This window comes from Kurthia zopfii (assembly GCF_003143955.1).
Classification (GTDB): Bacteria; Bacillota; Bacilli; order Bacillales_A; family Planococcaceae; genus Kurthia; species Kurthia zopfii.
This window is the reverse complement of record NZ_QFVS01000035.1, coordinates 1-22,986: the sequence shown is the minus strand read 5'-3', so window position 1 is coordinate 22,986 and position 22,986 is coordinate 1. Positions and strand designations below refer to the sequence as shown.

At 36.4% G+C, this 22,986-nt stretch carries 22 protein-coding genes and 1 pseudogene; 17 read left to right on the top strand and 6 right to left on the bottom strand.

All coding sequences use genetic code 11. The annotated features are described in order from the left end of the window. Nucleotides 1–57: 57 nt before the first annotated feature. The 5 genes from DF281_RS11650 to DF281_RS11630 form a co-directional block, all read right to left on the bottom strand. Entirely contained in the window at nt 58–624 is a 567-nt protein-coding gene (locus tag DF281_RS11650) for a hypothetical protein (RefSeq protein ID WP_109350434.1), read from the bottom strand. A gap of 123 nt (nt 625–747) precedes the next feature. Continuing rightward, on the bottom strand, nt 748–1,512 hold the full coding sequence (locus DF281_RS11645) for an ABC transporter permease (RefSeq protein WP_109350433.1): 765 nt from the start codon (nt 1,510–1,512) through the stop codon (nt 748–750). Beyond that, entirely contained in the window at nt 1,509–2,408 is a 900-nt protein-coding gene (locus DF281_RS11640) for an ABC transporter ATP-binding protein (protein ID WP_109350432.1), read from the bottom strand. Before DF281_RS11640 ends, DF281_RS11645 begins: the two co-directional genes overlap by 4 nt. Further along, a complete protein-coding gene (locus DF281_RS11635) occupies nt 2,405–2,608 on the bottom strand; it encodes a PLD nuclease N-terminal domain-containing protein (protein WP_109350431.1) in 204 nt (67 codons plus the stop codon). The genes DF281_RS11640 and DF281_RS11635 overlap by 4 nt, the downstream gene beginning before the upstream one ends. Nucleotide 2,609: 1 nt before the next feature. Beyond that, nucleotides 2,610–3,704 (bottom strand): helix-turn-helix domain-containing protein, encoded by a 1,095-nt coding sequence (locus DF281_RS11630; RefSeq protein WP_109350430.1) that lies wholly within the window; start codon nt 3,702–3,704, stop codon nt 2,610–2,612. A 110-nt stretch (nt 3,705–3,814) separates the two neighbouring features. Between DF281_RS11630 and DF281_RS11625 the strand changes: the two genes are divergently transcribed. The 5 genes from DF281_RS11625 (at nt 3,815) to DF281_RS11605 (ending at nt 7,668) form a co-directional block, all read left to right on the top strand. Continuing rightward, on the top strand, nt 3,815–4,795 hold the full coding sequence (locus DF281_RS11625; RefSeq protein WP_109350429.1) for a tetratricopeptide repeat protein: 981 nt from the start codon (nt 3,815–3,817) through the stop codon (nt 4,793–4,795). A 5-nt stretch (nt 4,796–4,800) separates the two neighbouring features. Continuing rightward, nucleotides 4,801–5,493, top strand: a complete 693-nt coding sequence (locus DF281_RS11620; protein ID WP_166636131.1) for a copper homeostasis protein CutC — start codon at nt 4,801–4,803, stop codon at nt 5,491–5,493. Then, on the top strand, nt 5,490–6,230 hold the full coding sequence (locus DF281_RS11615) for an HAD-IIB family hydrolase (protein ID WP_109350427.1): 741 nt from the start codon (nt 5,490–5,492) through the stop codon (nt 6,228–6,230). Before DF281_RS11620 ends, DF281_RS11615 begins: the two co-directional genes overlap by 4 nt. A 9-nt stretch (nt 6,231–6,239) precedes the next feature. Further along, nucleotides 6,240–7,277 (top strand): nicotinate-nucleotide--dimethylbenzimidazole phosphoribosyltransferase, encoded by a 1,038-nt coding sequence (gene cobT / locus DF281_RS11610; protein ID WP_256595754.1) that lies wholly within the window; start codon nt 6,240–6,242, stop codon nt 7,275–7,277. Between the two features lie 145 nt (nt 7,278–7,422). Beyond that, nucleotides 7,423–7,668: a hypothetical protein gene (locus DF281_RS11605; RefSeq protein WP_109350426.1), complete on the top strand. Its 246-nt coding sequence runs from the start codon at nt 7,423–7,425 to the stop codon at nt 7,666–7,668. Between the two features lie 74 nt (nt 7,669–7,742). On the opposite strand, the gene DF281_RS11600 is transcribed toward DF281_RS11605, so the two are convergent. Further along, nucleotides 7,743–8,246 carry a GNAT family N-acetyltransferase gene (locus tag DF281_RS11600; protein WP_166636130.1) on the bottom strand — a complete coding sequence of 168 codons (504 nt, stop codon included), beginning with the start codon at nt 8,244–8,246 and terminating at the stop codon, nt 7,743–7,745. A gap of 144 nt (nt 8,247–8,390) precedes the next feature. On the opposite strand from DF281_RS11600, the gene DF281_RS11595 reads away from it, so the two are divergent. The 12 genes and pseudogenes from DF281_RS11595 to DF281_RS11535 form a co-directional block, all read left to right on the top strand. Beyond that, the gene (locus DF281_RS11595; protein WP_109350424.1) at nt 8,391–9,560 is read left to right on the top strand and encodes a pyridoxal-phosphate-dependent aminotransferase family protein; all 1,170 of its coding nucleotides are present in this window, start codon (nt 8,391–8,393) and stop codon (nt 9,558–9,560) included. Nucleotides 9,561–9,724: 164 nt separating this feature from the next. Beyond that, the gene (locus DF281_RS11590) at nt 9,725–11,209 is read left to right on the top strand and encodes a class I adenylate-forming enzyme family protein (RefSeq protein WP_109350423.1); all 1,485 of its coding nucleotides are present in this window, start codon (nt 9,725–9,727) and stop codon (nt 11,207–11,209) included. Continuing rightward, nucleotides 11,206–12,387: a thiolase family protein gene (locus tag DF281_RS11585; RefSeq protein ID WP_109350422.1), complete on the top strand. Its 1,182-nt coding sequence runs from the start codon at nt 11,206–11,208 to the stop codon at nt 12,385–12,387. The genes DF281_RS11590 and DF281_RS11585 overlap by 4 nt, the downstream gene beginning before the upstream one ends. A 123-nt stretch (nt 12,388–12,510) precedes the next feature. Then, a complete protein-coding gene (locus tag DF281_RS11580; RefSeq protein ID WP_109350421.1) occupies nt 12,511–12,807 on the top strand; it encodes a hypothetical protein in 297 nt (98 codons plus the stop codon). Between the two features lie 111 nt (nt 12,808–12,918). Further along, a complete protein-coding gene (locus DF281_RS11575; RefSeq protein WP_109350420.1) occupies nt 12,919–14,196 on the top strand; it encodes an SPFH domain-containing protein in 1,278 nt (425 codons plus the stop codon). A 12-nt stretch (nt 14,197–14,208) separates the two neighbouring features. Beyond that, nucleotides 14,209–15,306 (top strand): TFIIB-type zinc ribbon-containing protein, encoded by a 1,098-nt coding sequence (locus DF281_RS11570; protein ID WP_109350419.1) that lies wholly within the window; start codon nt 14,209–14,211, stop codon nt 15,304–15,306. Nucleotides 15,307–15,398: 92 nt separating this feature from the next. Continuing rightward, entirely contained in the window at nt 15,399–16,514 is a 1,116-nt protein-coding gene (locus DF281_RS11565; protein WP_109350418.1) for a hypothetical protein, read from the top strand. Nucleotides 16,515–16,518: 4 nt separating this feature from the next. Further along, on the top strand, nt 16,519–17,643 hold the full coding sequence (locus DF281_RS11560) for an AAA family ATPase (RefSeq protein ID WP_109350417.1): 1,125 nt from the start codon (nt 16,519–16,521) through the stop codon (nt 17,641–17,643). Beyond that, nucleotides 17,644–18,816: a vWA domain-containing protein gene (locus tag DF281_RS11555; RefSeq protein WP_109350416.1), complete on the top strand. Its 1,173-nt coding sequence runs from the start codon at nt 17,644–17,646 to the stop codon at nt 18,814–18,816. Between the two features lie 51 nt (nt 18,817–18,867). Continuing rightward, nucleotides 18,868–19,380 carry a YusW family protein gene (locus tag DF281_RS11550; RefSeq protein WP_109350415.1) on the top strand — a complete coding sequence of 171 codons (513 nt, stop codon included), beginning with the start codon at nt 18,868–18,870 and terminating at the stop codon, nt 19,378–19,380. Between the two features lie 597 nt (nt 19,381–19,977). Next, nucleotides 19,978–21,405 carry an RHS repeat domain-containing protein gene (locus DF281_RS11540; RefSeq protein WP_109350414.1) on the top strand — a complete coding sequence of 476 codons (1,428 nt, stop codon included), beginning with the start codon at nt 19,978–19,980 and terminating at the stop codon, nt 21,403–21,405. 23 nt (nt 21,406–21,428) lie between these two features. Continuing rightward, nucleotides 21,429–22,622: pseudogene (locus DF281_RS11535) on the top strand (RHS repeat domain-containing protein); the annotation flags it as partial. Nucleotides 22,623–22,986: the final 364 nt, after the last annotated feature.

The window sequence follows — 22,986 nt, the reverse complement described above, 5'->3', positions numbered from 1 at the left end:
CTAAAAACACAAAAAAGAGTCGCTACCTACCGATGCGACTCCTTTTCATTAATTAGATTATTTTTTTACGAACTTTGTAATTTCAAAAAAAGTTTTGCCTTTTAAAGTAGTGTGTTTGATGATGCCGCGATTTTTCGCTAAATAATAGTATGAATTACTTTGTTTGATTTTCAACACATTTTTGAAAGTACCTGCTTTTGTTTTGTATTTCTTCAATTTTGTAGCTGTAATATAAATATGTGTTTTACCTGCTAGTGATTCACTATAAGAATAGTTTTGTATTCTAGATTTACCTTTTGCTAATGGGAAAGGAAAACCAGCTATAGTGAAATCTGTACCGTAAAGACCAAATCTTAAACTATTATCACTTGTCGAATAATAGTAGTATTTTTTATTACAATGTAAAGCATCTGAGAATGGATCTCCACCGTAAATTAATACAGATTTCTTCTTGCCACACAATGAGTACTTTCCAAAGCTATTTACATAAGCTTTTTTGTAGATCTTCTCGTTAAAAGTATAATCAGATGCTTTTTTCGCTAGAATTGTTTTAGCATCTGCGGTTGAAGAAAGGCTGAAAAGTAGTGCGAATGAACATAATAGTGCAAATAATAATTTTTTCAAAATGAATCCTCCTAAATAACTTATTTTTTAGTAAAACTACACTAATTATGTTACAGATGTTTATTTTGTAAGTAAATAACAAATAAAACGGAATCGTAATAAAAATCGACTCCGTTTGCTGAATTATACGGTTTTTTTGTTAAAAATAATGACTGCCAATAGCACTAAAATGATGGAAAGACCGGATGTCACACTCATTAATACGGTATAGTCCTGCCATGTGAAAAGGTTTTGAAGAATGGCGTTATTTTCTGTTGCTAATCTTAAAATGGAGATTTTCTCTAATTTCGGGAAAATCGCAACGATGAATAGCAGAATAATGATGCCTAAAGTAAATAATAAAGTTGAGAAGTAGCTTCTAAATAATACATTGGCGAAAATAATAACGGAAATTAAGAATAGGCCAAATAGCCATAATGTAAAGATTGCTAAAAATAATTGTGTCACATCATTTGCTGGCCAATAAAACTCCGTATAGAAGTAGACAATTGCGAAAGAAATGACATAGCCAATCGTCCACATGAAAGCGGCGAAGAGCCATTTACTCATGACGACTGCTGATCTTGATAATCCTTTTGAAAATAAAATGATCAAAGTGCCATTCTGTCTTTCAGCGGAGAGGATAGGGGCAAATAATAAGACGACAATGAATAAGCCAATTTGCGAGAAGTTTTTGAAAAACTGCTCCCATGAACTGAAGGCGGTTGGCTCTGGAAATGAATCCGCTACCTCTTTCGGTAAGAAATTACTTAATATTTCAGGCATGAATTTTGCACTAAGTGGACTTAAGAAAGCGAGAAGTAAAAAAACTGAGCAGAAAATAAGTAATTTATATGTGCGAAGAAATGAAATGTTTTCTTTTTTAAACATTGCCCAAAATTGCGTCATTTCGCAGTCACCTCCATAAATAGGTCATCGAGAGTTGTTTTCTCAACCGACATGGAATGAATAACAAGCTGATGTTCGAGACAATATTGGAAAAGAGTTGATTGTGTTTTTTCAATTGAAGCTGAATGTAGGGCGATGCCATGATTTTTGTCCGTCGCCTCTGGGAAAGCTTCTTTCAATTTTTCAAGTGTTTGAACGGGTGCTTCAATGAATAAAGTGGATTTTCGACGCTCGTTGAGTAGATGTTGTACATCCCCCGAAATGACGAAAGAGCCATTGTGTAAAATTGCGAGATCATCACAAATATTTTCAGCATCATTCAATAAATGCGTAGAGAAAATGACTGTTGTTTCATGTTTAATCTGTTGTAAAATTTTCAAAATATCGCGTCTACCATTAGGATCTAAAGCAGAAGTTGGTTCATCGCAAATTAAGATTTTAGGTTTATGAATAAGTGCTTGCGCAATGCCCAGTCGCTGCTTCATTCCACGTGAAAAAGAGGCGATTTTTTTATTGTTTTTTTCTAAACCAACTTGTGTCAAAGTTTCCTTCGCTCGAAGTTCACGTTCTTTTTTAGAAAGCCCAGTAATTTCACCGCAAAGTAGTAAATATTCATACGCTGTATAGTATGGATAGAAGGAAGGAACATCAGGCAAATAGCCGATTGCTTGATTGGTCACGGTTTGGCCGAACTGCACCTTTTCTCCAACTAAAGTAATATCACCCGCATCCTTTTTCAATAATCCAAGTATGATTTTCATTAAAGTTGTTTTACCTGCACCATTTTGACCAATTAAGCCAAAAATCCTGCCTTCTTCAATTTTGATGGATACATCATTCAAAACTTGCTTACTACCGAAAGATTTACTGATATGTTGAATGTCGACAATACTCATTCTTCCTCACCTCGCCCAAATAAAAAGTAGATAATTGGCCCGATCATTTGAATGAAAAGAACGATGATGATCCACATGATTTTATTGCCGAATTTGTAATTTGGATGTTTTAATACATGAACAAGTGCGGTAATTGCTAAAATAACTTGAATTAGAAAAATCGGGATAATAATCGGTAAAAGTTGTTGTAAATCTTCCATATTAATTCGCCTCCTTTGAAATAGAATCGATGAGCGCTAGCAATGTCGGATGTTCGCGATATTTTTCGAAATAAGGATTTTCGGAGATGCCTGCGATCATTTTTTGTCGAATCGTATCCTCATCTGACGGGATAGAAGGGCCTAAGTCGAGTTCTCGTTGGATCCACTGATCAATTTTTGTGAAAAAATCGTCCCCGTGTAACTCCATTGGTTTCGGAATATTGATGACCGTTTCGACATAGTTTGTCAGCATTCGTAAACACGCATCTTGTTGGTCCAACTGGCTATATCTTTGAGCAGCGGATAAATAAAAGTTTAAGCAACAACTAAAATGAAGGTTTTTCAAATCAAATATGCGAATCATCTCCTCGCCGCGTAGCACACTTTCCTCAAACAGCGATTGTTCTTGCACTTGCATATAGTTCGAAAAGACGGACATATTGCTTATAACCCCTTGATACAAAGAAATTTGGAAAGTTTCTTCCGCAGCATCTCGGTTTTCTAACATTAAATATGCATTCGCTAAAATAATATCATTGCCAGCATACGGTGAAACTTGAGTACCTAGTAGTTGTAAAACTTTTTCAGGCTGCTGTAAAATCGTTGCAACTTGCGCATGGATAGAAATCGCTAATTGTACGAGTTTCGGATCCTGGCTTTCTAAATGTGTACGTTCTGTCAATTTTTCGATTAATAATGCGATTTCAGAAAAACGATCCTGTGCTAAATGTAAATAATTTAAGAGTAAAACCGATAGTTGTACGAGTAGGGGATGGCAACTATAGTATTGTTTCTCCAATTTTTCAATTTTCAAAATAACGTCATTAAAAGGCTCCGTTTTGAAATCTTGAGATAGTTTTTTATAAATGGCTTGAATATTTTCTTTCGACAATTGTGGTTCATACCCTAATAATTTGTCGATTGAAATGTTAAAATAGGAAGCAAGCTTCGGAAGTGTCGTTATATCGGGAAAGCTTTGACCTGTTTCCCACTTAGAAATGGCAGCAGTGGAAACGTCTAAAAATTGAGCAAGATCCTTTTGAGTCAATTGATGCTGCTTCCTCAAATATGTCAATGTATGAGCTAAATCTAACAAGTTATTACCCCCTTTACATAAATTATAATATGAAAACTTTGAAACGACTAACGATTATAAATTAATTACAAGTAATAAAAATCAACTAATGGTTAATAGGAGGTGTATAGATGTCAATTATTAATCAATTAATCGAAAGAGGATTAAATGATTTGGCGGAACTATATGAAAAACATGAGATTCCATCAATCCAAATGGCAATGGATCAAATGGAGGAAAACCCAGATTTAAAGTATTCACCTGCATATTTACTCGTCAAACAAATAAAAGCTGTATCCAAAACGACGGATTTAACAGATGCACTTTATTGGGCAGATGTACAAGCCGTATTTGAAGAGTACTTATTTTTGGAGAAGGACAGTCAATTTCCATTTATGATCGAAGAAGAGCAAGTTGTGCAATATAAAGAAGCGGTTGAAGGCAATGTTGAGGCGATGCTTGCTTTAGCGACGAATTATCGTTTACAAGAATATGACGATTTAGCGTATAATTGGTATCAAACTTGTGCGGAATTCGATGTTGCAGAGGCATATTATTGGATCGGCAATTTCATTTATATGGGGGAATTGGTTGAGCAGGATCTTCAAGCTGTATATGAAGCTTATAAAAAGGCTGCGCTCATGGAATTTCCGGATGCGATGAATAATTTTGGTGATATGTATTTACGAGGGGAAGTCGTGGATCAAGATGATGCGAAGGCTTTCTACTGGTTCGAAAAAGCTGCCAATGCGGGCGTACCTGAATCGATGTATACATTAGGTTATTTATATAAAAATGGTCGTGGTGTTGCACAAGATGAAACTCTTTCAAATGAATGGTTTGAAAAATCAGCAATCGCAGGTGATGTTTTTGCGATTAATAAGATGGGACATGCAGCTTTTGCTGAAAATGACGGAGAATTAGCGTTATCTTGGTATTTAAAAGCAGCAGAAAAAAATGATCCATATGGTGAATACAATGTCGGTTTTTGCTATGAATCGGGTATAGGAACAGAAGTAGACGTGAAACGCGCGAAATATTGGTATCAAAAAGCAATTTTACACGGGGACACAGAAGCTAAAAACAGATTAAACGCGTTAATGAAAGGATGAATACAATGTTAGAAGTGATCGTTACAACAGTAGAAGATGCAATAATAGCAGAGGCAGGAGGGGCAGATCGCTTAGAACTATGTGTATCAATGGACGAAGGTGGTGTCACGCCAAGTTTAGGCAAGATTAAAAATGTCATTGGCGCAGTCGATATTCCGGTATACGTCATGCTCCGTCCGCATGGTAACAGCTTTCATTATACGGAAGAAGATTTTTCAGTAATGCTCGATGATCTACGTGTCATCCAACTTTTCGGCGCAAAAGGTGTCGTTTTTGGTGGACTTACATTCGAAAATCGAATCGACCATATTATTTTAAAAGATATGCTACCGCATTGTGAAGGATTAGGTGTGACATTCCATCGCGCTTTCGATGAAGCAGAAGATCAGTTAGAAGCGCTGAAACAAATTGCAAAACATCAGCCAATCACACGCATTTTAACTGCTGGTGGCCCAGGGAAAGCACCAGATCAAATTGAGCAAATTGAAAAATTATTACGAGCGACAGAAGATTATCCATTTGAATTATTAATCGGATCAGGTGTCACTCCAGCAAATGCACAGCAATTTTTAGATATAGGTGCGAAGGAATTGCATGTAGGTTCAGCAGTGAGATTTAATAATAGTTTTCATAAACCAATTAATATTGAATTAATTCGAGATATGAAAGAAACGATGGAGGCTCATTTTAACCAATGAAATTCGTATTTGATTTAGATGGTACAGTTTGCTTTAAAGGAAAGCCACTTTCTGAAGAAATTCTTTCAGCTTTCCAACAACTTGAAGCGGATGGGCATGATGTAGTCATTGCTTCAGCCCGTCCAATTCGAGATATATATCCAGTATTACCAAAGCATTATCACCAACTACAGATGGTTGGTGGCAATGGTGCGTTTCTATTCAATGGCGAGGAGATTCGATTGCAACCTTTTACAGAAGATACGCAAAATGCATTGTTTGATCTCATAAATAATCACAATATTCCATATTTATTAGATAGTTCTTGGGATTATAGTTATAATGGGAGTGAGGAACATCCTATTTTTAACCAATTGGATCAACTAGAATTAGCGGAGAATTTACCGAAAGAACAGTTAGACGGCATTGTAAAATGTGTTCTTTTCACAAATGAGCAGTCGATTATTGATACAATAAGTCAATTAGAGTGTGTCATTCATATACATAATAATGAAGCGATTTTAGATATTAGCCCAGTCGGTGTACATAAATTTCAAGGATTAAATGAATTAGGTATTAAAAAGGGGCAGTATATCGCATTTGGTAATGATCAAAATGATCGTCAAATGCTACAACACGCTTTGGAGTCGGTATGTGTAGGCGATGATGTGTCCATTGGTGCATTAGCGACTTCTATTTGTGAAGCTACAAATGTCGCTGAAAAAATAAGGATGCTTTCCTCAAAATATAAAAAATGAGGGATTAGTTTGGAGAATATCAAAATTGATCATTTAGATGAGCAAGCAATGGTAAATGCGCAACAGCATATAGACCAGTTGACGAAGCCAGTCGGCAGTCTAGGTAAAATTGAAGAACTTGCGATTCAATTAGCAGGTGTTACTAGAAATGCTAAGCCAAATCTACAAAAACCTGCAATTATCGTTTTTGCGGCGGATCATGGCATTACAGCAGAAGGAATTTCAGCATTTCCGCAAGAAGTAACGATCCAAATGGTGGCGAATATGGCAAATGGCGGTGCAGCAATTAATGCATTTGCGAATAATATTGGCGCAGATTTTAAAGTAGTAGATGTCGGTGTGAATACAGATCAACCGATGGATGGCGCAGTTGATCGAAAAGTAATGCACGGCACGAAAAACTATGCAAAAGGCAATGCAATGACATTGAAAGAAGTCGAACAAGCATTACAAGTCGGTTATGAGGAAACGAAAATGATGATTGAAGCAGGAGCAGATTCTATTTGCTTTGGTGAAGTTGGCATTGGTAATACAACAGTTTCAAGTACACTTTTCGCAGCAATTTCGAATTTACCTGTCACGCATATTACAGGCTATGGTACAGGCATTTCAGATGAGCAATTATTGCGTAAAATTGAAGTGATTGAAAATACATTGGAATTTCATTTAAAAGAACCTTTAGTTGGCAAACAAATATTAGCGCATCTTGGTGGGCTGGAAATCGCAGCAATGGCGGGTGGCATGATTGCTGCAGCGCAACATCATACTCCGATTTTATTGGACGGCTTAATCTCAACAGTTTCAGCATGTGTAGCCGAACAAATCGTTTCAGGTGTGAAATCTTATTTATTTGCAACGCATAAATCCGTAGAACCAGGGCATGTATATGCTTTGAACTATTTACAACTAACACCGCTAATTGATCTCGAATTTAGATTAGGTGAAGGTACTGGAGCCGCGGTTGCGTACCCATTATTTTCTGCGGCATGTCATATGATGAATGATATGGCTACTTTCGCAGATGCAGGCGTTTCAGGTAAATCTTAATTGATCTCTAAAAGTGATGATAAAGCAATTTATCATCACTTTTTAATATTTATAAATGCTAATTATTGTACAAAATATGCTCGATTATGTTATTATTTAGTTCCTGGCACTAATAGCCAGAATAATTAACTAAGGAAGTGGTTCGATGTTAACAGTAAATATTACGAAAGAAAATTTAGAGTATGTAGCAGAATTTGTGACGCAAACGACGCGTGAAGTAAGAAATATTACGATTCAATCAATGCATGATTTAGTTTATAATCTTGGTCAATTAACACATATGAATAATATTCATTTTAATATTCCACAAGATTTGAAAAAATCATTAATCACGTCATTACGACTTGAATATCCGGGAGAAGTATATGAACACAAAATCACAGTCCACTAATTATAGTGCGCTAATCAAAAAAGGTCTGTCCTAGAAGAGTCATCAATTTGACGCTTGTAGGGCAGACTTTTTCGTTATAATATTTTTTCGAAAGCGACGCAATCAAAACCGACGCCGTATGTCACTTTTCCACAGTAGCGGTAGCCAGCCTTTTCAGCAACACGCTTCATGACAACATTATCTTCATGCGTATCTAAACGAATTTGCGGAATGTTTTGTTTTGCGGCAATTTCTTCGATTGCTTGTAAAAATGAAGTGCCGATCCCTTTTTTCGCATTGGAACTTGAAATTGCCATTCGATGCACCGTTAAGTAGGGCGCATCCAGTGACCATTCGCCGTCAACTAATGAATCATATACTTCTTCTCCTTTTGGATCTAAAGCTGTTGTGCCAACGATTTGGTCCCCATCCATTAATACATAACTTTGCTGAAGTGCAATATCATTTAAAATATCCGACGGCGCAGGATATTCTTCTTGCCATTGATATAAGCCTAATTCTTTTAATGCTTTACGACCATCTTCAATAATTTGCATGATCACTTCGATTTGTTCCTCTTTTGCTAATTTAATGTCCATTTTATCACCCATTTTAGTATAGCTTTTTTCAACCTCATTTTGAAATAAAAAAATAATTTTTCAAAAAATTAGGAAAACTCTTGATTATAACAGTTTAATCATTTATATTTGTGTTATATAACAAAAAGAAAGAGGGTATTGACGATGGCAAATAAAGAGTATTTATTAATTCCAGGCCCTACACCAGTGAGTGATGAAGTTTATGATGCATTAGGGCGAGAAACAATGGGACATACGGACCCAAGATTCGCGAAAATTTATAAAAATGCAATTGAAATGACGAAAGAACTTTTCAACACAGATGCTGAGGCATATGTAATCTCAGGATCTGGAACACTCGCAATGGAGATGGCAATCGTTAATACCGTTTCAAAAGGAGAGAGATTATTAGTCATTAGTCATGGCTTTTTCGGAGATCGATTCATCCCGTTAGCGAAGGCATTTGGCATTGAGGTAGACGTCATCCAAGCGGAATGGGGCAAGCAAGTAGATGTGAAGGAAGTTGTCAATCAACTGAAGCAACATTCATATAAGGCAGTTACAGTAACTCATGTCGATACTTCTACTGGCGTAGAGTCGAATATTGCTGAATTGATTCCAGTCGTGAAAAGAGCAGGTGCCTTATTTATTTTAGATGGCGTTTGCGCAACTGCGGCATTAGAAGAAGATTTGTCGAAAGGGTATGGCGCAGATGATGCGAAAATTGATGTCGTATTAACTGGCTCACAAAAAGCGATCGGTATGCCACCAGGTCTTGCGATTATTGCCTTTTCAGATGAAGCCATTGCGGCAAGAGAGCAGTTAGCAGAAGTGCCAGCATATTATGCGGATATTCAAAATTGGCGAAAAGTGATGGATACGCCTACTGCTTATTTTGCGACTCCACCTGTCAATTTAATTTATGCATATGAATGTGCGATGAAAATTGTTTTAAATGAAGGAATGGAAGCGAGAATTAAGCGCCATGAAAATTACGGAACGGCGATTCGTCGTGCTTTAATTGCGTATGGAATGAATCCACTTGCGAAAGAAGATGTTGCATCACCTACATTAAGTTGCATCCTTTATCCAGAAGGAATTGATGATGCATTATTTAGAGAGAAATTAGCTGAACGTGGCATTATTGTTGCGGGTGCATTAGCGCATTTAGCAGGTAAAGCGTTCAGAATAGGGCATATGGGCAGTACAACACCTCAAATGTTGGAACAGGCAATCTGTCATATTGGTGAGGTGTTAGAAGAATTAGGGCATAAAGTGACAATTGGTGCTGCGCTGAAAGCTTTCCGTGAAGTTTTAACTGTCGAAAAAGTATAGAGAACTGTAAGAGAAGTGAACTTTGAAACAATAGAGTTCATTTCTCTTATTTTTGTCGAAAAAAGTGTCTATACATTGTCATTTATTCTATTAATTGTTAGAATATTCTACATAAAGAGTGAATATCTATTCATTTTTAATTGGAATGGGAAGGGTGATTTTATATGGTGATGATAGATGTACTGAAAAATCATGCAACTGAAATCGGGCAGCAAACGATGTTAGTTTATGAAGGTAATGAAACGACATACGCAGAATTTTATGAACAAGCAAAGTCCATTGCGAGTTATTTGCAAAGTAAGTCCTTTCAAAAAGATGAAATAATTGCGATTTTAATGGATAACTCGGATCAGTTTCCAATCGTCTATTTTGCGATTCAAATGGCGGGTTACATTGCAATGCCGATTAATACGAAATTGGCGACACCTGAAATTGCGTATATTATTGACAATTCAAATGCGAAAGCAATCATTTTCGATGAACATTTAGAACAATTAATCGAACCTATTCAACACCCATTTCAATTGAAATTAAAAATGACTGAACTCGCAAAACTTTCAACTACTGGATTGGATTATAGTGAACCAGAAATCCATGCAGATGATGTAGCGGTAGTTATGTATACATCTGGAACTACAGGGAAATCAAAAGGAGTTATGCTGACACATGGCAATATTTATGAAACCGCTCGAAATTGGTCGGTGCCGATGGAATTAACTTCGAAGGATCGACTTTTTATTTGTACGCCGCTTTTCCATTGTGCTGGAGCGCATGTATTTATGGTGCCAACTTTTTTAAATGGGGCAACATTCATAATTGAATCGAGTTTTTCGCCTAAAAATATTATTCAAAAATTAAGTGAAACAGAAGCGACTTTCTTCTTCGGTGTTCCTTCTATGTATACGCTCATTTTGAATAGTGAAGTAGATGATTTTGATGTGTCGAATTTACGATTATTCGGTTACGGTGCTGCACCGATGCCTTATGAGTTAGTAAAGCGATTAAAAGATGCCTACCCGAAGGTCAAAGTACAGAACTTCTATGGGCAAACGGAGAATTCACCTGCTGCGACTTCCTTATTAGATGAAGATGCATTGACGAAAATCGGCTCTGTCGGTAAGGCGCTTATGAATACGGAAGTGCAAATTTCGGACGGAGAAGGTGGCGTTTTACCAAATGGCTATGTTGGTGAGATTATCGTCAAAGGCCCTCAAGTGATGAAAGGGTATTTAAATAATCCAGATGAAACAGCATTTGCATTACGAGATGGTTGGCTATACACAGGTGATTTAGGAAGAATGGATGATGAAGGCTACCTTTACATTGTCGATCGCAAAAAAGACATGATTATTCGTAATGGGGAAAATATTTATCCGATTGAAATAGAAGAAGTGCTATTCCAAATGCCTGAAATATTTGAAGCAGCAGTGATTGGACTTCCTCACGCAGTATATGGCGAAGTGCCGAAAGCATATGTGCGCGTTAAAGAAGGCAAAACTTTGTCTGAACAACAAATACTTGATTATTGCGTGACACAATTGGCGAAATATAAGTTACCATATGATATAGAGTTTATTGACGAACTACCGAGAAATGCATCGGGCAAAGTATTAAAGCATGCTTTGAAGAAACAAGGAGGATTTATATGACAGAAGTATTTTTAATTGATGGGGCGCGAACTGCCTTTACATCATTCGGCGGATCTTTTGCGTCAGTTTCAGCGATTCAACTAGGCGTTGCAACAGCTGCAAAAGCAATCGAAAAAAGTAAAATTGATGCGGATCAAATTGATGCCGTATTTTATGGGAATGTTATTGCGACAGGGAAGGATGCAGCATACACTGCTCGTCATATCGCGCTATTATCATTACTTGAAGAAGAAGTGCCAGCATTAACATTGAATCGATTATGTGGTTCTGGCTTACAATCTGTCATATCAGGCGCACAGGAGATTTTACTCGGAGATGCGAAAATTGTTCTAGCTGGTGGTACAGAAAATATGTCACAATCCCCTTATTCTAATTTTACGGAAAGAAGTTCACACCGTATGTTAGGTGGCATTCAATATGAAGATATGCTACAAGCGACTTTGACGGATCAATACACTGGGGTTGGCATGGGTGTAACAGCAGAAAATTTAGCTGAGAAATACGAAATTACGCGTGAAGAACAGGATGAATATGCATCACTTTCTCATAAACGAGCAGCTGAAGCACAGGTAAAAGGGTTATTTGTAGAAGAAATTGCACCCGTTCATTTCAATTCGAGAAAAGGTGTACAAACGGTCGAAGTCGATGAGCATATTAAAGCAGATACAACAGCTGAAAAAATTGCTGCGTTAAAACCAGCTTTCAAAAGCGATGGTACTGTAACGGCAGCTAACTCATCTGGTATTAATGATGGTGCGGCTTCCGTCATTCTTGCTGGTACTGCAGCGGTTGCTGAAAACAATCTTCAACCGATTGCGAAAATCATTTCTTGGGCATCAGTTGGTGTAGATCCTAGCCTAATGGGCATCGGTCCTGTACCAGCCATTCAAAAAGCATTAGCAAAAGCGAATCTTACTTTAGAAGATATTGATTTATTTGAAATTAATGAAGCGTTCGCTGCGCAATATTTGGCGGTGGAGAAAGAGTTAGGCTTAGATCGCAACAAGACGAATGTTAATGGTGGCGCTATTGCTCTAGGGCATCCAGTCGGCGCAAGTGGCACACGCGTCCTTCTTGCAGCAGCTTACGAATTGAAGCGCAGACAAGGTAAATATGCAGTGGCAAGCCTATGTATCGGTGGCGGTCAAGGAATTGCAGTCATTATCGAAAGCGTCTAGTACAAAAGTCGATATTTTAAGATTAGCATGTTAGGGGAATTGACCCCTTCCATGCTTTTTTATTTTGAGATATGATAGAACATGCTGTTTTAAAAAATAAGAAGAAAGATTGGAGTTTTTAACGTGTTTATTCGAGTATTTTTAGAAGCTTCAACTGAAAATGAAGCAATGAGTCACCTTCAAAATTTATTAAAGATTAGTAATCAAATAAAATTGCCATTAAATAGAGAGAAATGTGCACCTTTTCAAGATTTATATGAAGTAGAATTAGAAGGCTCGCCATCAGAAAAACAAATGATGGATTTATTAGAAAGTATTTCGCCAAAATGGCATCGATTACCGAATAGTTTAATCGCTGCAAATAACGAAAATCACTTACATGTCGATCATATTGACTGTATCGAAGTATTTTTAGATTAGTTTTGGAAGTTCGCTATTTTAGCGAGCTTATTTTTTTTGAAATGAAACTTTTTACAATAATTATCGTATAATTAAATAATTACATAAAACTATCGCGATAGGAGAATGAAAATGGGATTATTAAAAGCTGGAATTGGCGCTATGAAAGGCGTTTTAGAAGATCAATGGCGTGAGTATATTTATTGTGAAGGATTATCGAAGGATATTCTTGTCGTAAAAGGACATAAACGCACGACGAAACGCGGTTCAAACAAAGGGAATGACAATATTATTTCAAACGGTTCAATCATCGCAGTAAACGAAGGTCAATGTATGATGATTGTCGAACAAGGGAAAGTTGTCGATGTTTGTACGGAACAAGGTGAATATGTTTACGATATGTCGACGGAACCAAGTATTTTCTACGATGATGATTTAATGGGCAATTTAAAAGATACTTTCAAAGAAATCGGCAAACGTTTCACTTTTGGTGGCGAACCTGCGAAAGATCAACGTGTCTATTTCTTTAATACGAAGGAAATTGTCGGAAATAAATACGGTACACCGGCTCCAATACCATTCCGAGTAGTTGACCGTAATATCGGTTTAGATGTCGATATTTCAATCCGTTGCCATGGTGAGTATTCTTATCGCATCATTGATCCACTACTATTTTATACAAATGTAGTAGGAAATGTTGAATCGGAATACAATCGTGAAGAAATCGATAGTCAATTGAAAACAGAATTAATGACTGCATTACAACCAGCATTTGCGAAAATTTCAGCACTTGGTGTACGTTACAGTGAAGTTCCTGGACATACGATGGAATTAGCAGACGCATTGAACACAGTATTGTCAGCGAAATGGACGGAATCTCGAGGGCTTGCGATTGGTTCGATTGGCGTAAGTTCAATGAAAGCATCTGAAGAAGATGAGAATATGATCAAAACATTACAGAAAAATGCGGTTATGCGTGATTCTTCAATGGCAGCTGCACAACTTACTGGCGCGCAAGCAGAGGCGATGGTAAAAGCAGCAGAAAATGAAAATGGTTCAATGGGTGCATTTATGGGCATGAATATGGCGCAAAATGCAGGTGGCGCAAACGCAGGTCAACTATACCAAATGGCAAATGAGCAACGCGCAAACCAAGCACAGCAATCTGCGAATGAAAATACATGGACTTGCTCAAATGGTCATGACAGTACAGGGAAGTTCTGTGCAGAATGTGGCGAGAAAAAACCTGAGCGTTCACTTTGGACTTGTTCATGTGGTCAAGAAAATATTGGCAAGTTCTGTGCGGAATGTGGTTCGAAAAAACCAGAGAAATCAACTTGGACTTGTACATGTGGGCAAGAAAATACAGGTAAGTTTTGTGCAGAATGTGGCGCTAGCGCAACACACTAGGAGGGCTTGAATATGACAACTGAAGTTCAACAAGCCAAATTAGATTTTGATGCAGATTGCCCTTCTTGCGGAGCTTCGGTTGAGTTTAATCCGAAAACAGGGACATTAAGTTGCCCATATTGCGGTTATGAAGCCATTATTCCACAAGCCGAGGAAGAAGAAAATCGCGTTGCACAAGAGTTGGATTTTGAAGCGGAAGAAAATCGTCGCAATTTCGATTGGGGTACAGAGAAGAAAATTATCATCTGTGGTGAATGTGCAGCAGAAACGGTGTATGATGCACTTCAAATCGCGGATACTTGTCCGTATTGCGGATCGCATCAAGTGATGGAAGCGGAAACGCAGGAAACACTCGCTCCGAATGGCGTTTGTACATTTGAAGTTACAGATCGACAAGCAGGTGAAAACTTCCAACGATGGATTAAAGGGCGAATTTTTACTCCACGTGCTGCGAAGGAAAGCGCAAAACCAGATTCATTCACAGGGGTATACTTACCTTATTGGACTTTTGATTCGCATACTTTCTCAAGTTACACAGCGAGTTACGGCAAAAACCGTGTCGTGCGTGATTCGGAAGGAAATACGAGAACGGAGACGGATTGGTATACGACATCAGGTTATTACCAAGAATTTTTCGATGATATTTTAGTAAGTGCGACGAAGCGCTATGATTATAGTATTATGCAAAAGATTGAACCGTTTTATTTAACGGATAATAAAGCGTATAAACCAGAGTATGTATCGGGATTCCTTGCAGAGCGCTATAGTATCGGACTTGATGATGGATTCGATCTTGCGAGTAATAATATGCATAACCAAATTGAAAGTGCGATTGAGTCGAAAATTCGTTGGGAATGTGGCGCGGATATTGTATCAAGTGTTCGTTTTTCAACGACGCATGACCATGTCACCTATAAGTATTTGATGCTGCCAATTTGGATTTCATCATTTAAGTATAAGGATAAGGTTTTTCAATTCATGGTGAATGGCCAAACAGGAAAAGTGGGCGGTCAAGCACCTATATCCCCATTACGTGTAACTATTGCAGTTCTACTCAGTTCCGCAATTTTGTATTTCATTTATTTATGGGCGCAATCAGCAAATTTTTAAGAGGAGGCGATTTTTCGCACTCCTCTTTTTTACGATAGTAGAAAAGCGTTCTGTTACAGTGTAAAGTAGAAGATAAAGGTAGGGGAGTAATTTTGACAAACTTTCAAATTGTTGGTTCAGTAAATAATCATCTTGATGAAGTCAATCTTGTTAAGACCGAACCACCACTCATGAAGCTATTATTAAATAATGAGCAAATCATACAGTTAATCAATCAGAGTAATCAATTAGAAATTAGAATAACGGAAAAACTACGCAAAAAAATAGGTCGTTTCTATTCTGCAAGTATGATCAATCGTCAAATCACAGAACAGTCCAAGGTATTCAAACAGCTACAAGATCTGAAAAGTCATCTCGGTCAGTCGCTATCTGCTGAAGATTTCCGTGTGATGTACGACTTACTTTGCCAATATATTGATTTATTATTAAAGGAATTTCCATTAAAAACAGGTCAGTCGATTTTAGAAATGACTGAAAATAAAGAAATTAGTTTTGATACAATAAAATCGGCTATTTCTCAATTATTCAATGAAGTTGCTGCAATTAATTTATCTATTTCACAGGTAGATTTATTAACAGATGTTATTGGTATAAATAATGAAGGTACTTTATTCGCCTTTTACATTTGTCCATCCTATGATGTGTTATATCAATTTCCTACGATGTTCAAAACCGAGGATATGCCTTGTTTTGTATGCAATCTATCTAAATTTCTAGTTCGAGATCTTTCGAAAGGGAAAACGAAAACAGCAATCACGGATTTTGCATATGAACGCATTTTTAAAGGATTAGGGCTGAAGCGTGAAACAGCTACAACTTTTTCATTTCGGATGAATGTATTTGCATCAGTTAATTGCGCGCCGCAAGTATTACCGTTAATCAATGCGCAAAAACGATTTATGGTATATAAAGTCCAATCGATTCAAAAATATGCACAGTATGAAGAAGTGCAGTATATCGACAAGAAATTTGGCAGAATGATCGAACAAACCGCTGTAGAAATTCCGCGAAAAATCGAAGCAGATTTTCTAGTGATTCCTTTTAAAGAAAAAAGTACAAGGAAGACAGATGATCATTATTTACCGATGGTTGCGGTAAAAATGATGTCCTATACGCAAATTGAGCAATTTATTCAAGATGAAATCGATTGGAAAGACTATCATTTCATGCTTTTAAATGAATATATGAAACTAAGAGAGGCTGAATAAACAGATGAATGTAGTTGAGAAAATACATAGAATTGAAGGGCAAATGAATGCGAATTATATTGAGCGAAAAGGAGAAATTCGCGCAATTTTATTAGGTGTTCTTGCGCAGAAAAACGTCCTTTTCATCGGAAATCCTGGCGTAGCAAAATCAAGTGTAATTGATCAATTTATGCGCAGTTTTGAAGGTGATATTCAGACATTTACGCGATTAATTTCACCGACAACACAGCCAGAAGAGCTTTTCGGCTCGGCAAAGTTTGAACGTTTGAAAGATGGTATTATCGAAAGAAATGTCGAAAACCTGCTACCTGTTGCACACTTTGCATTTTTAGATGAAATATTTAAATCCACTTCAGATTTATTGAATGGACTTTTAAAAATCATGAATGAGCATACGTTTGAAAATGGTGGAAAACAAATAAAATCACCATTATTTACATTGATTGGTGCGAGTAATGAATTTCCTGAAGAAGATAATTTATCAGCATTATATGATCGATTTTTAATACGTCGCGAAGTGGAAGCCATTAAAACACCTGAGAAATTAATTGAAATGTTGATAGGAAATACATCAAAAGTAGAGGTCGAAAAACTCTCGCTAAAAGAAATAAGTGAAGCTCAGAAGCTGGTCTTAGATGTTGAGATTCCACTTCATATTATTACGAAAATGGCGGAAATCCATTTTAAACTGAAAGATTCAGGGATCGTTGTATCAGATCGACGAACAAAACATTGCCTTGTGATTTTAAAAGCGAGTGCTTTTCTGAATAGGAGACATGAAGTGATCGCAACTGATTTTCACGCGATTGAAGATTGTCTTTGGAATGAAGCGGATGAGAGATCAACGGTTAGAGACATACTAATAGAATATACGAAAACAGAAGTACAGCAAATTTTAGAAAAAACTTCGAAATTATATAATCGAATTGAAGCGAGAAAATATATGAGAGAACAAAGAAATGACAGTGTAAATTATGTAGAACAAGCGAATTTTGGTTCGGACTTATTATTGGAATTAATGGAACTAAATACTCGATTTGATGAATTAAACAAAACGCAAGATGAACAAAAGGGAATGTCAGAAATAATTGCAAAAATCCATAAATTATTGGCAGAGGAAGTGTTGTAATTGACAATTACAAGCCAGCAGTTTTATGATATAGAAAATAATTTTCATGCCTTTTCTATTTTGTATGATCAACATCCTTTAATTCGACCGATGACGGAAGCCATTTGGTTATTTCTCTATGCGGAGTATGAAGTCGAAAATAGTCATCCCATTTTTAAGAGTGACATCTTTACTCGTTTTAGAAAGCAAACAATCGGTCAAAAGCTTCTTGCGACATTAGCAGCAATTCGCTTTAGTTATGCAATTGCGAACATGAAAAATCCTGATGATTTACAAGAATCGAGTTTAGAAAATATCATTCAAAATATATTGGAAACTGAGGATCATGTTACTTCATTATTGAAAGATGGGGCTAATTCAACACGCTTACTTGAAAAAACACCGCTTCATGATCAGTTGAATATTGCTGATGCATTGGAAGGCAATAATGATTTACAAAGCATTGCTGTATGGGCAAAGAAATTTAAATTAACAGCGAAAAAACGTCGTTATTATAAGAAGACGAAAACTTTTTTAAAAGGTAAAGTCGTGCAAGGTGGTAAAATGGAACGTTTAACAGCTGAAGAATATTTGAAATCCGAATCGTCAGAAGCTGTATTGGATTTCATGTATCGACTTTCTGAAAATCGTGCAAAAATGTATGATTACAAAATGAGAAATCGGGTTGAAAAAGGTGCGATGATTGTTTGCTATGACGAGAGTGGTAGTATGAGTGAGCTTGATGCACAGGGGAAAGGTTTAATTCTGTCATTAATGGCAATTGCCAAACAAGAAAAGCGGGATTTTGTATTTATACCATTTAGTGGTCAGGTTGACGAAAATAGCATACAATTGATTTATAAAGGAAAATACACTGCTGAAAATATTGTGAAACTAGCCGATAGTTATATTGGCGGTGGAACGAATTTCGAAAGTCCATTGCTTCATACACTCGAGTTTATGAGGAAACTACAAAAACGCGGGGATATTATTTTCATTACAGATGGTATAAGCCATATTAGTGATGAATTAGTAGCCTATTTTAACGCGATCAAAGCGAAGCAAAATTTTTACTTTGTCGCTATTTTAGTTGGTAGAAATCAGCATCCTGGTCGACTGAAGGAAATTGCAGATGACATCATTGCTGTGCAAGATTTCCAAGATGACACAATGGATTATATTTTCTCATTATAGTGTTTTAAATTATTCAAAAAAGGTATGGAAAAGTGAAAGGTTGTGTTCAACATGAAGAAATTACTTCTAGTAGCAGTTCCAGTTTTAGCACTTTCATTAGCAGCTTGCGGGAACTCAGACGATGACAAGAAAGAGAAAGATCAAAGTACGGAGCAAAAAGCTCAAAATGAATCAACGAATGAATCAACAGACAGTTCAGTTGAGGAAACGGATGATCAAACAGTCTTAGATGATCCAAACTTGAAGCAAGAAACGCCATTTAGAGATTTCTCATTGGAAGTGAATTATCCAAAAGGTGAATATTCGATCGAATATGAGCTAGAGATGAATGGTGAAGAAGCTGAGATTGAAGATGAAAGAGAGCAGAAGAAAGTAGTGGGGGCAGATGCTTTGAATGAAGTGAAGCCGTTACTTAAAAAGCTAACATTCGACCAAAAAACATCTGATGAAGATGTGAAAAAACAAATTTTATCGATTTTGCCAATTGACGAAGATTATATGAATATTGAATTAGAAGTCGATTTCCATGATCATGTCGAAAAGAAATATATTTTCACTAAATAATATGAATCAATTGAGGAAGAATGGTGTGTTTGAACTGAACCCTATTCTGTTTATTAGGCTACGACTAGATGTGGCTGGGACAAAACAGCTCATTTTCCTTTTTGTGTTCGCAACGAAAAACCGGAACCGCTCAACAGCGCGATTCCGGTTTTTCTTATGCTCATATGAAATCGTGTTTTTACACGTATGTCCCAGCCACATTTTTTCGTGTCCATTGCTTTATTGTATTGTTGTAATGAACCATAAGTGCATGATCTAGACAATTTCCTATTTGCGACATTGATTGTGTAAGTCCCATTCTTTAAAATAAAAAAGATTATTTTAACAAAAATGTGGTATATTTGAAAACTATTTGATATATTACAAATGTGACTTTTTTGTTAATTTTTTTACGTAAGAGTTATAGAATAAATTATAGGATGGAGAACTGTCATTGGTAGTGATAAATCAACACGTACGATTGTTGAAAAATTCACTTACGACAATAATGGTCAACTAACGAAATATGTAGATGGTCAAAAAAATGAAACAACGTTTAAATATAATGCAAATGAATTCATTATTTTTGATAAACAAGCTACAGACGAAGAATTATCTGTGACGAATACGTATCAATTTGATGCAAAAAACAATGAGTATAAAGCTATTGATTCTAGTGATGCCGAAATGATTTATAAACGTGATGAAAAGAACAATACGTATGCCGTTGTAGAAGAAAATGCGCCTGGGGATGATGAACAAAACACAACCTCATTTTACACGTATGATACGCAATACAACCTGTTAGAAGTCATTAATCCAGATGCTTCAACAGAAAAAAATACGTATGATGGACAAGGTAATCTTCTGACATCTATCACAAAAGAAGGCACAGTAACGAATACGTATAATAGTCGCAATCAATTACTCTCGACAAAAGATACTAATGGTGAAGAAACAACCTACACATATGATGGACCTTCACTTATTCGTTCAAAAGTTAAAGACGAAGAAACAACCTATGTTTATGATACCTATGGACGTGTCACAAAAACAACGTATGCCAATGGTACATTTGAACAAATCGATTATGATGATGAGCAGCGTCAAGTGACATCAACTGATAAAAAAGGCAATACGACTTCTGTCACTTATTCTATTTACGGACAAAAAATGAAGGAAACAGATGCCGATGGACACACGAAATCCTATACGTATGATCCGATGTATCTTTCAACGATTCTTTCTGTAACAGATGGAAATGGACATAAAACAGCATATAAATATGACAAAAACAATAATTTAACAACGTTAACGGATGCATTAAATCGTGAAAAAACATATTCGTACAATGATAATGATCAAGTAACAGCTGTTGTGATGCCTAAGATGAAATTTACGTATGAGTATGATAAAAATGGTGAAATGAGTAAGTCTACATTACCATCTGGTATTACAACAACGTACACGTATAATAGTGATGGACAATTGTCACAAGTAGAGAATGGTGATGAAACCATTGCTTATGGGTATGATGAAAATGGCAATACAACGTCTATTTTACGTGATACAAAACCATTTAAAGCATATGGTTACACAGATGAAACTAACTTACTTGCGAACTATACACTAGGCTTATTTAAGCAAAATTATGGTTACGATGAGAAAGAACGAAACAATGCAGTGACAACTGCTTACGGAGAAGATTTTACAGTAAAAGAAGCGACAACATTTAAAGAAAACAGCGATGATGTTGACCATATTCAAATCAGTGCAGATCAAATTTCACATGATTACCAAAGTGAGATCGATGTACCAAATAATAAAACGACACTTACATTGAACGATGATTTATGGAAACAAGTGACGCAAATGAACGATGCGAATTTTCTTGGTTCACTGACGTACACAACAAAAGCGCAACAACCATTTAAAATTGCATATGACTATACGAAAAATGGCATGTTGAAGATGAGCCAAGAGCGCAACGTCCATGTTGCAAGGCTCATCCAACTTGCGTCCAGCAAGCAGCACAAGCCGATGTAAATGGTCAAGTAAGCAGCTTTGTATATGATGCCAATGACCAATTAACAAAAGAAACTTTACCAGATGGTACGATCAATACGTATGATTATGACGCAGTAGGGAATCGTACAGCATCCGAAGTGAATGGTGAGAAAGCGACTTTCACATATAATGATGCGAACCAAATTACGACGAAAAATGAGACAGCTTATACGTATGATGCAGATGGTAACTTATTGCAAGACGAACACTATAAGTATACGTATAGCGATCAACAACGTTTAACAAAGGTAACTACGCTAGACGACCAAACCATCGCATCTTACACATACGATGAAAACGGCTTACGTTTAACGAAAACAATTGGAGATAAAACACATGAATACTTCTATAACGACGAAGTATTAGAGATGGAAGTTGTGAAAGTAAAGGATGTTGTTACGGAATATCGTTCATATGAATGGAGTGGCTATACACCACTTGGTATGATTATCAAGAAGCAAAATGAATCAGGTACATTTGAAACGAATGCGTATCAATTCATTACGAACCACCGTGGTGACGTATTAAGTATTCGAGATAGTGAAGATAAAGAAGTAGCAAATTACACATATGACGCCTACGGAAATGAGTTAACTGCAACAGGCGACTTGGCCAAAGCAAATCCAATTCGTTATGCAGGTTATTATTATGACGAAGAGACGAAAAACTATTATTTACAAGCCCGTTACTATAACCCAGCAAACGGGGCTTTTCTAGCATTAGACCCACACCCAGGTGATGATGATGAACCGCTGTCGCAGAATGGTTATAGCTATGCAAATGGGAATCCAGTGATGAATGTGGATCCAGATGGGGAATGGGCATTTTTATGGTGGATGGCTAAAGGTGCTCTTTTGGGTGGTTTTGTATCTTATATACAATATGAAGTAGAAGTTAGATTAGGAATTCAAAAGAGAAGTAAATCTAATGCTATTGCAAAAGTCAGTTTTGGTGCTTTAAGTGGAGCGGTACTGGGTGGTATAGGAGTGTCAGCAAGAGGAATAAAACACGTTAAAGGTCTTTTGAAAATAGCTAAGAAGAAAAAATACTTATCTAAAAAAGAATTAAAGATAGCTAATTATATAATTTATGGACAATATAATTTATTAAAAAAAGTTGTTAATCATTTTAATACAACCCCCGGTAAAAGAAGCTGGAAAGACGTTATTTATAGCAATTCAAAAAAATATTTTTAGAAAGGAGAATTGAAAAGTAACAATGAGGATTTTAGTAATAGTTTTAAGTTTGGTAATAATATGTACAACATTATTTTCATTTATTCGTGCTTTGAAAAATACACCAGCAAATAAAGATAGAATCATGATGATTTATATGTTTCTAAACCCATTAGATATTTTTTCATTAATATTTTACGTGGGTGTATTTGGTTTAATTGCTGGGCTATTACTTTTATAATTTGAGTTTATTTTATATGTCTTGAATATACACTTTAAGTGCAACACAAAAAGAGACTCAAAGATTCAAACCTAGTAAAATAGTGTTTACAACGACAACTATTGAAAGGATTGAAAACTATGAGCCTCTATAAACATCTTACCA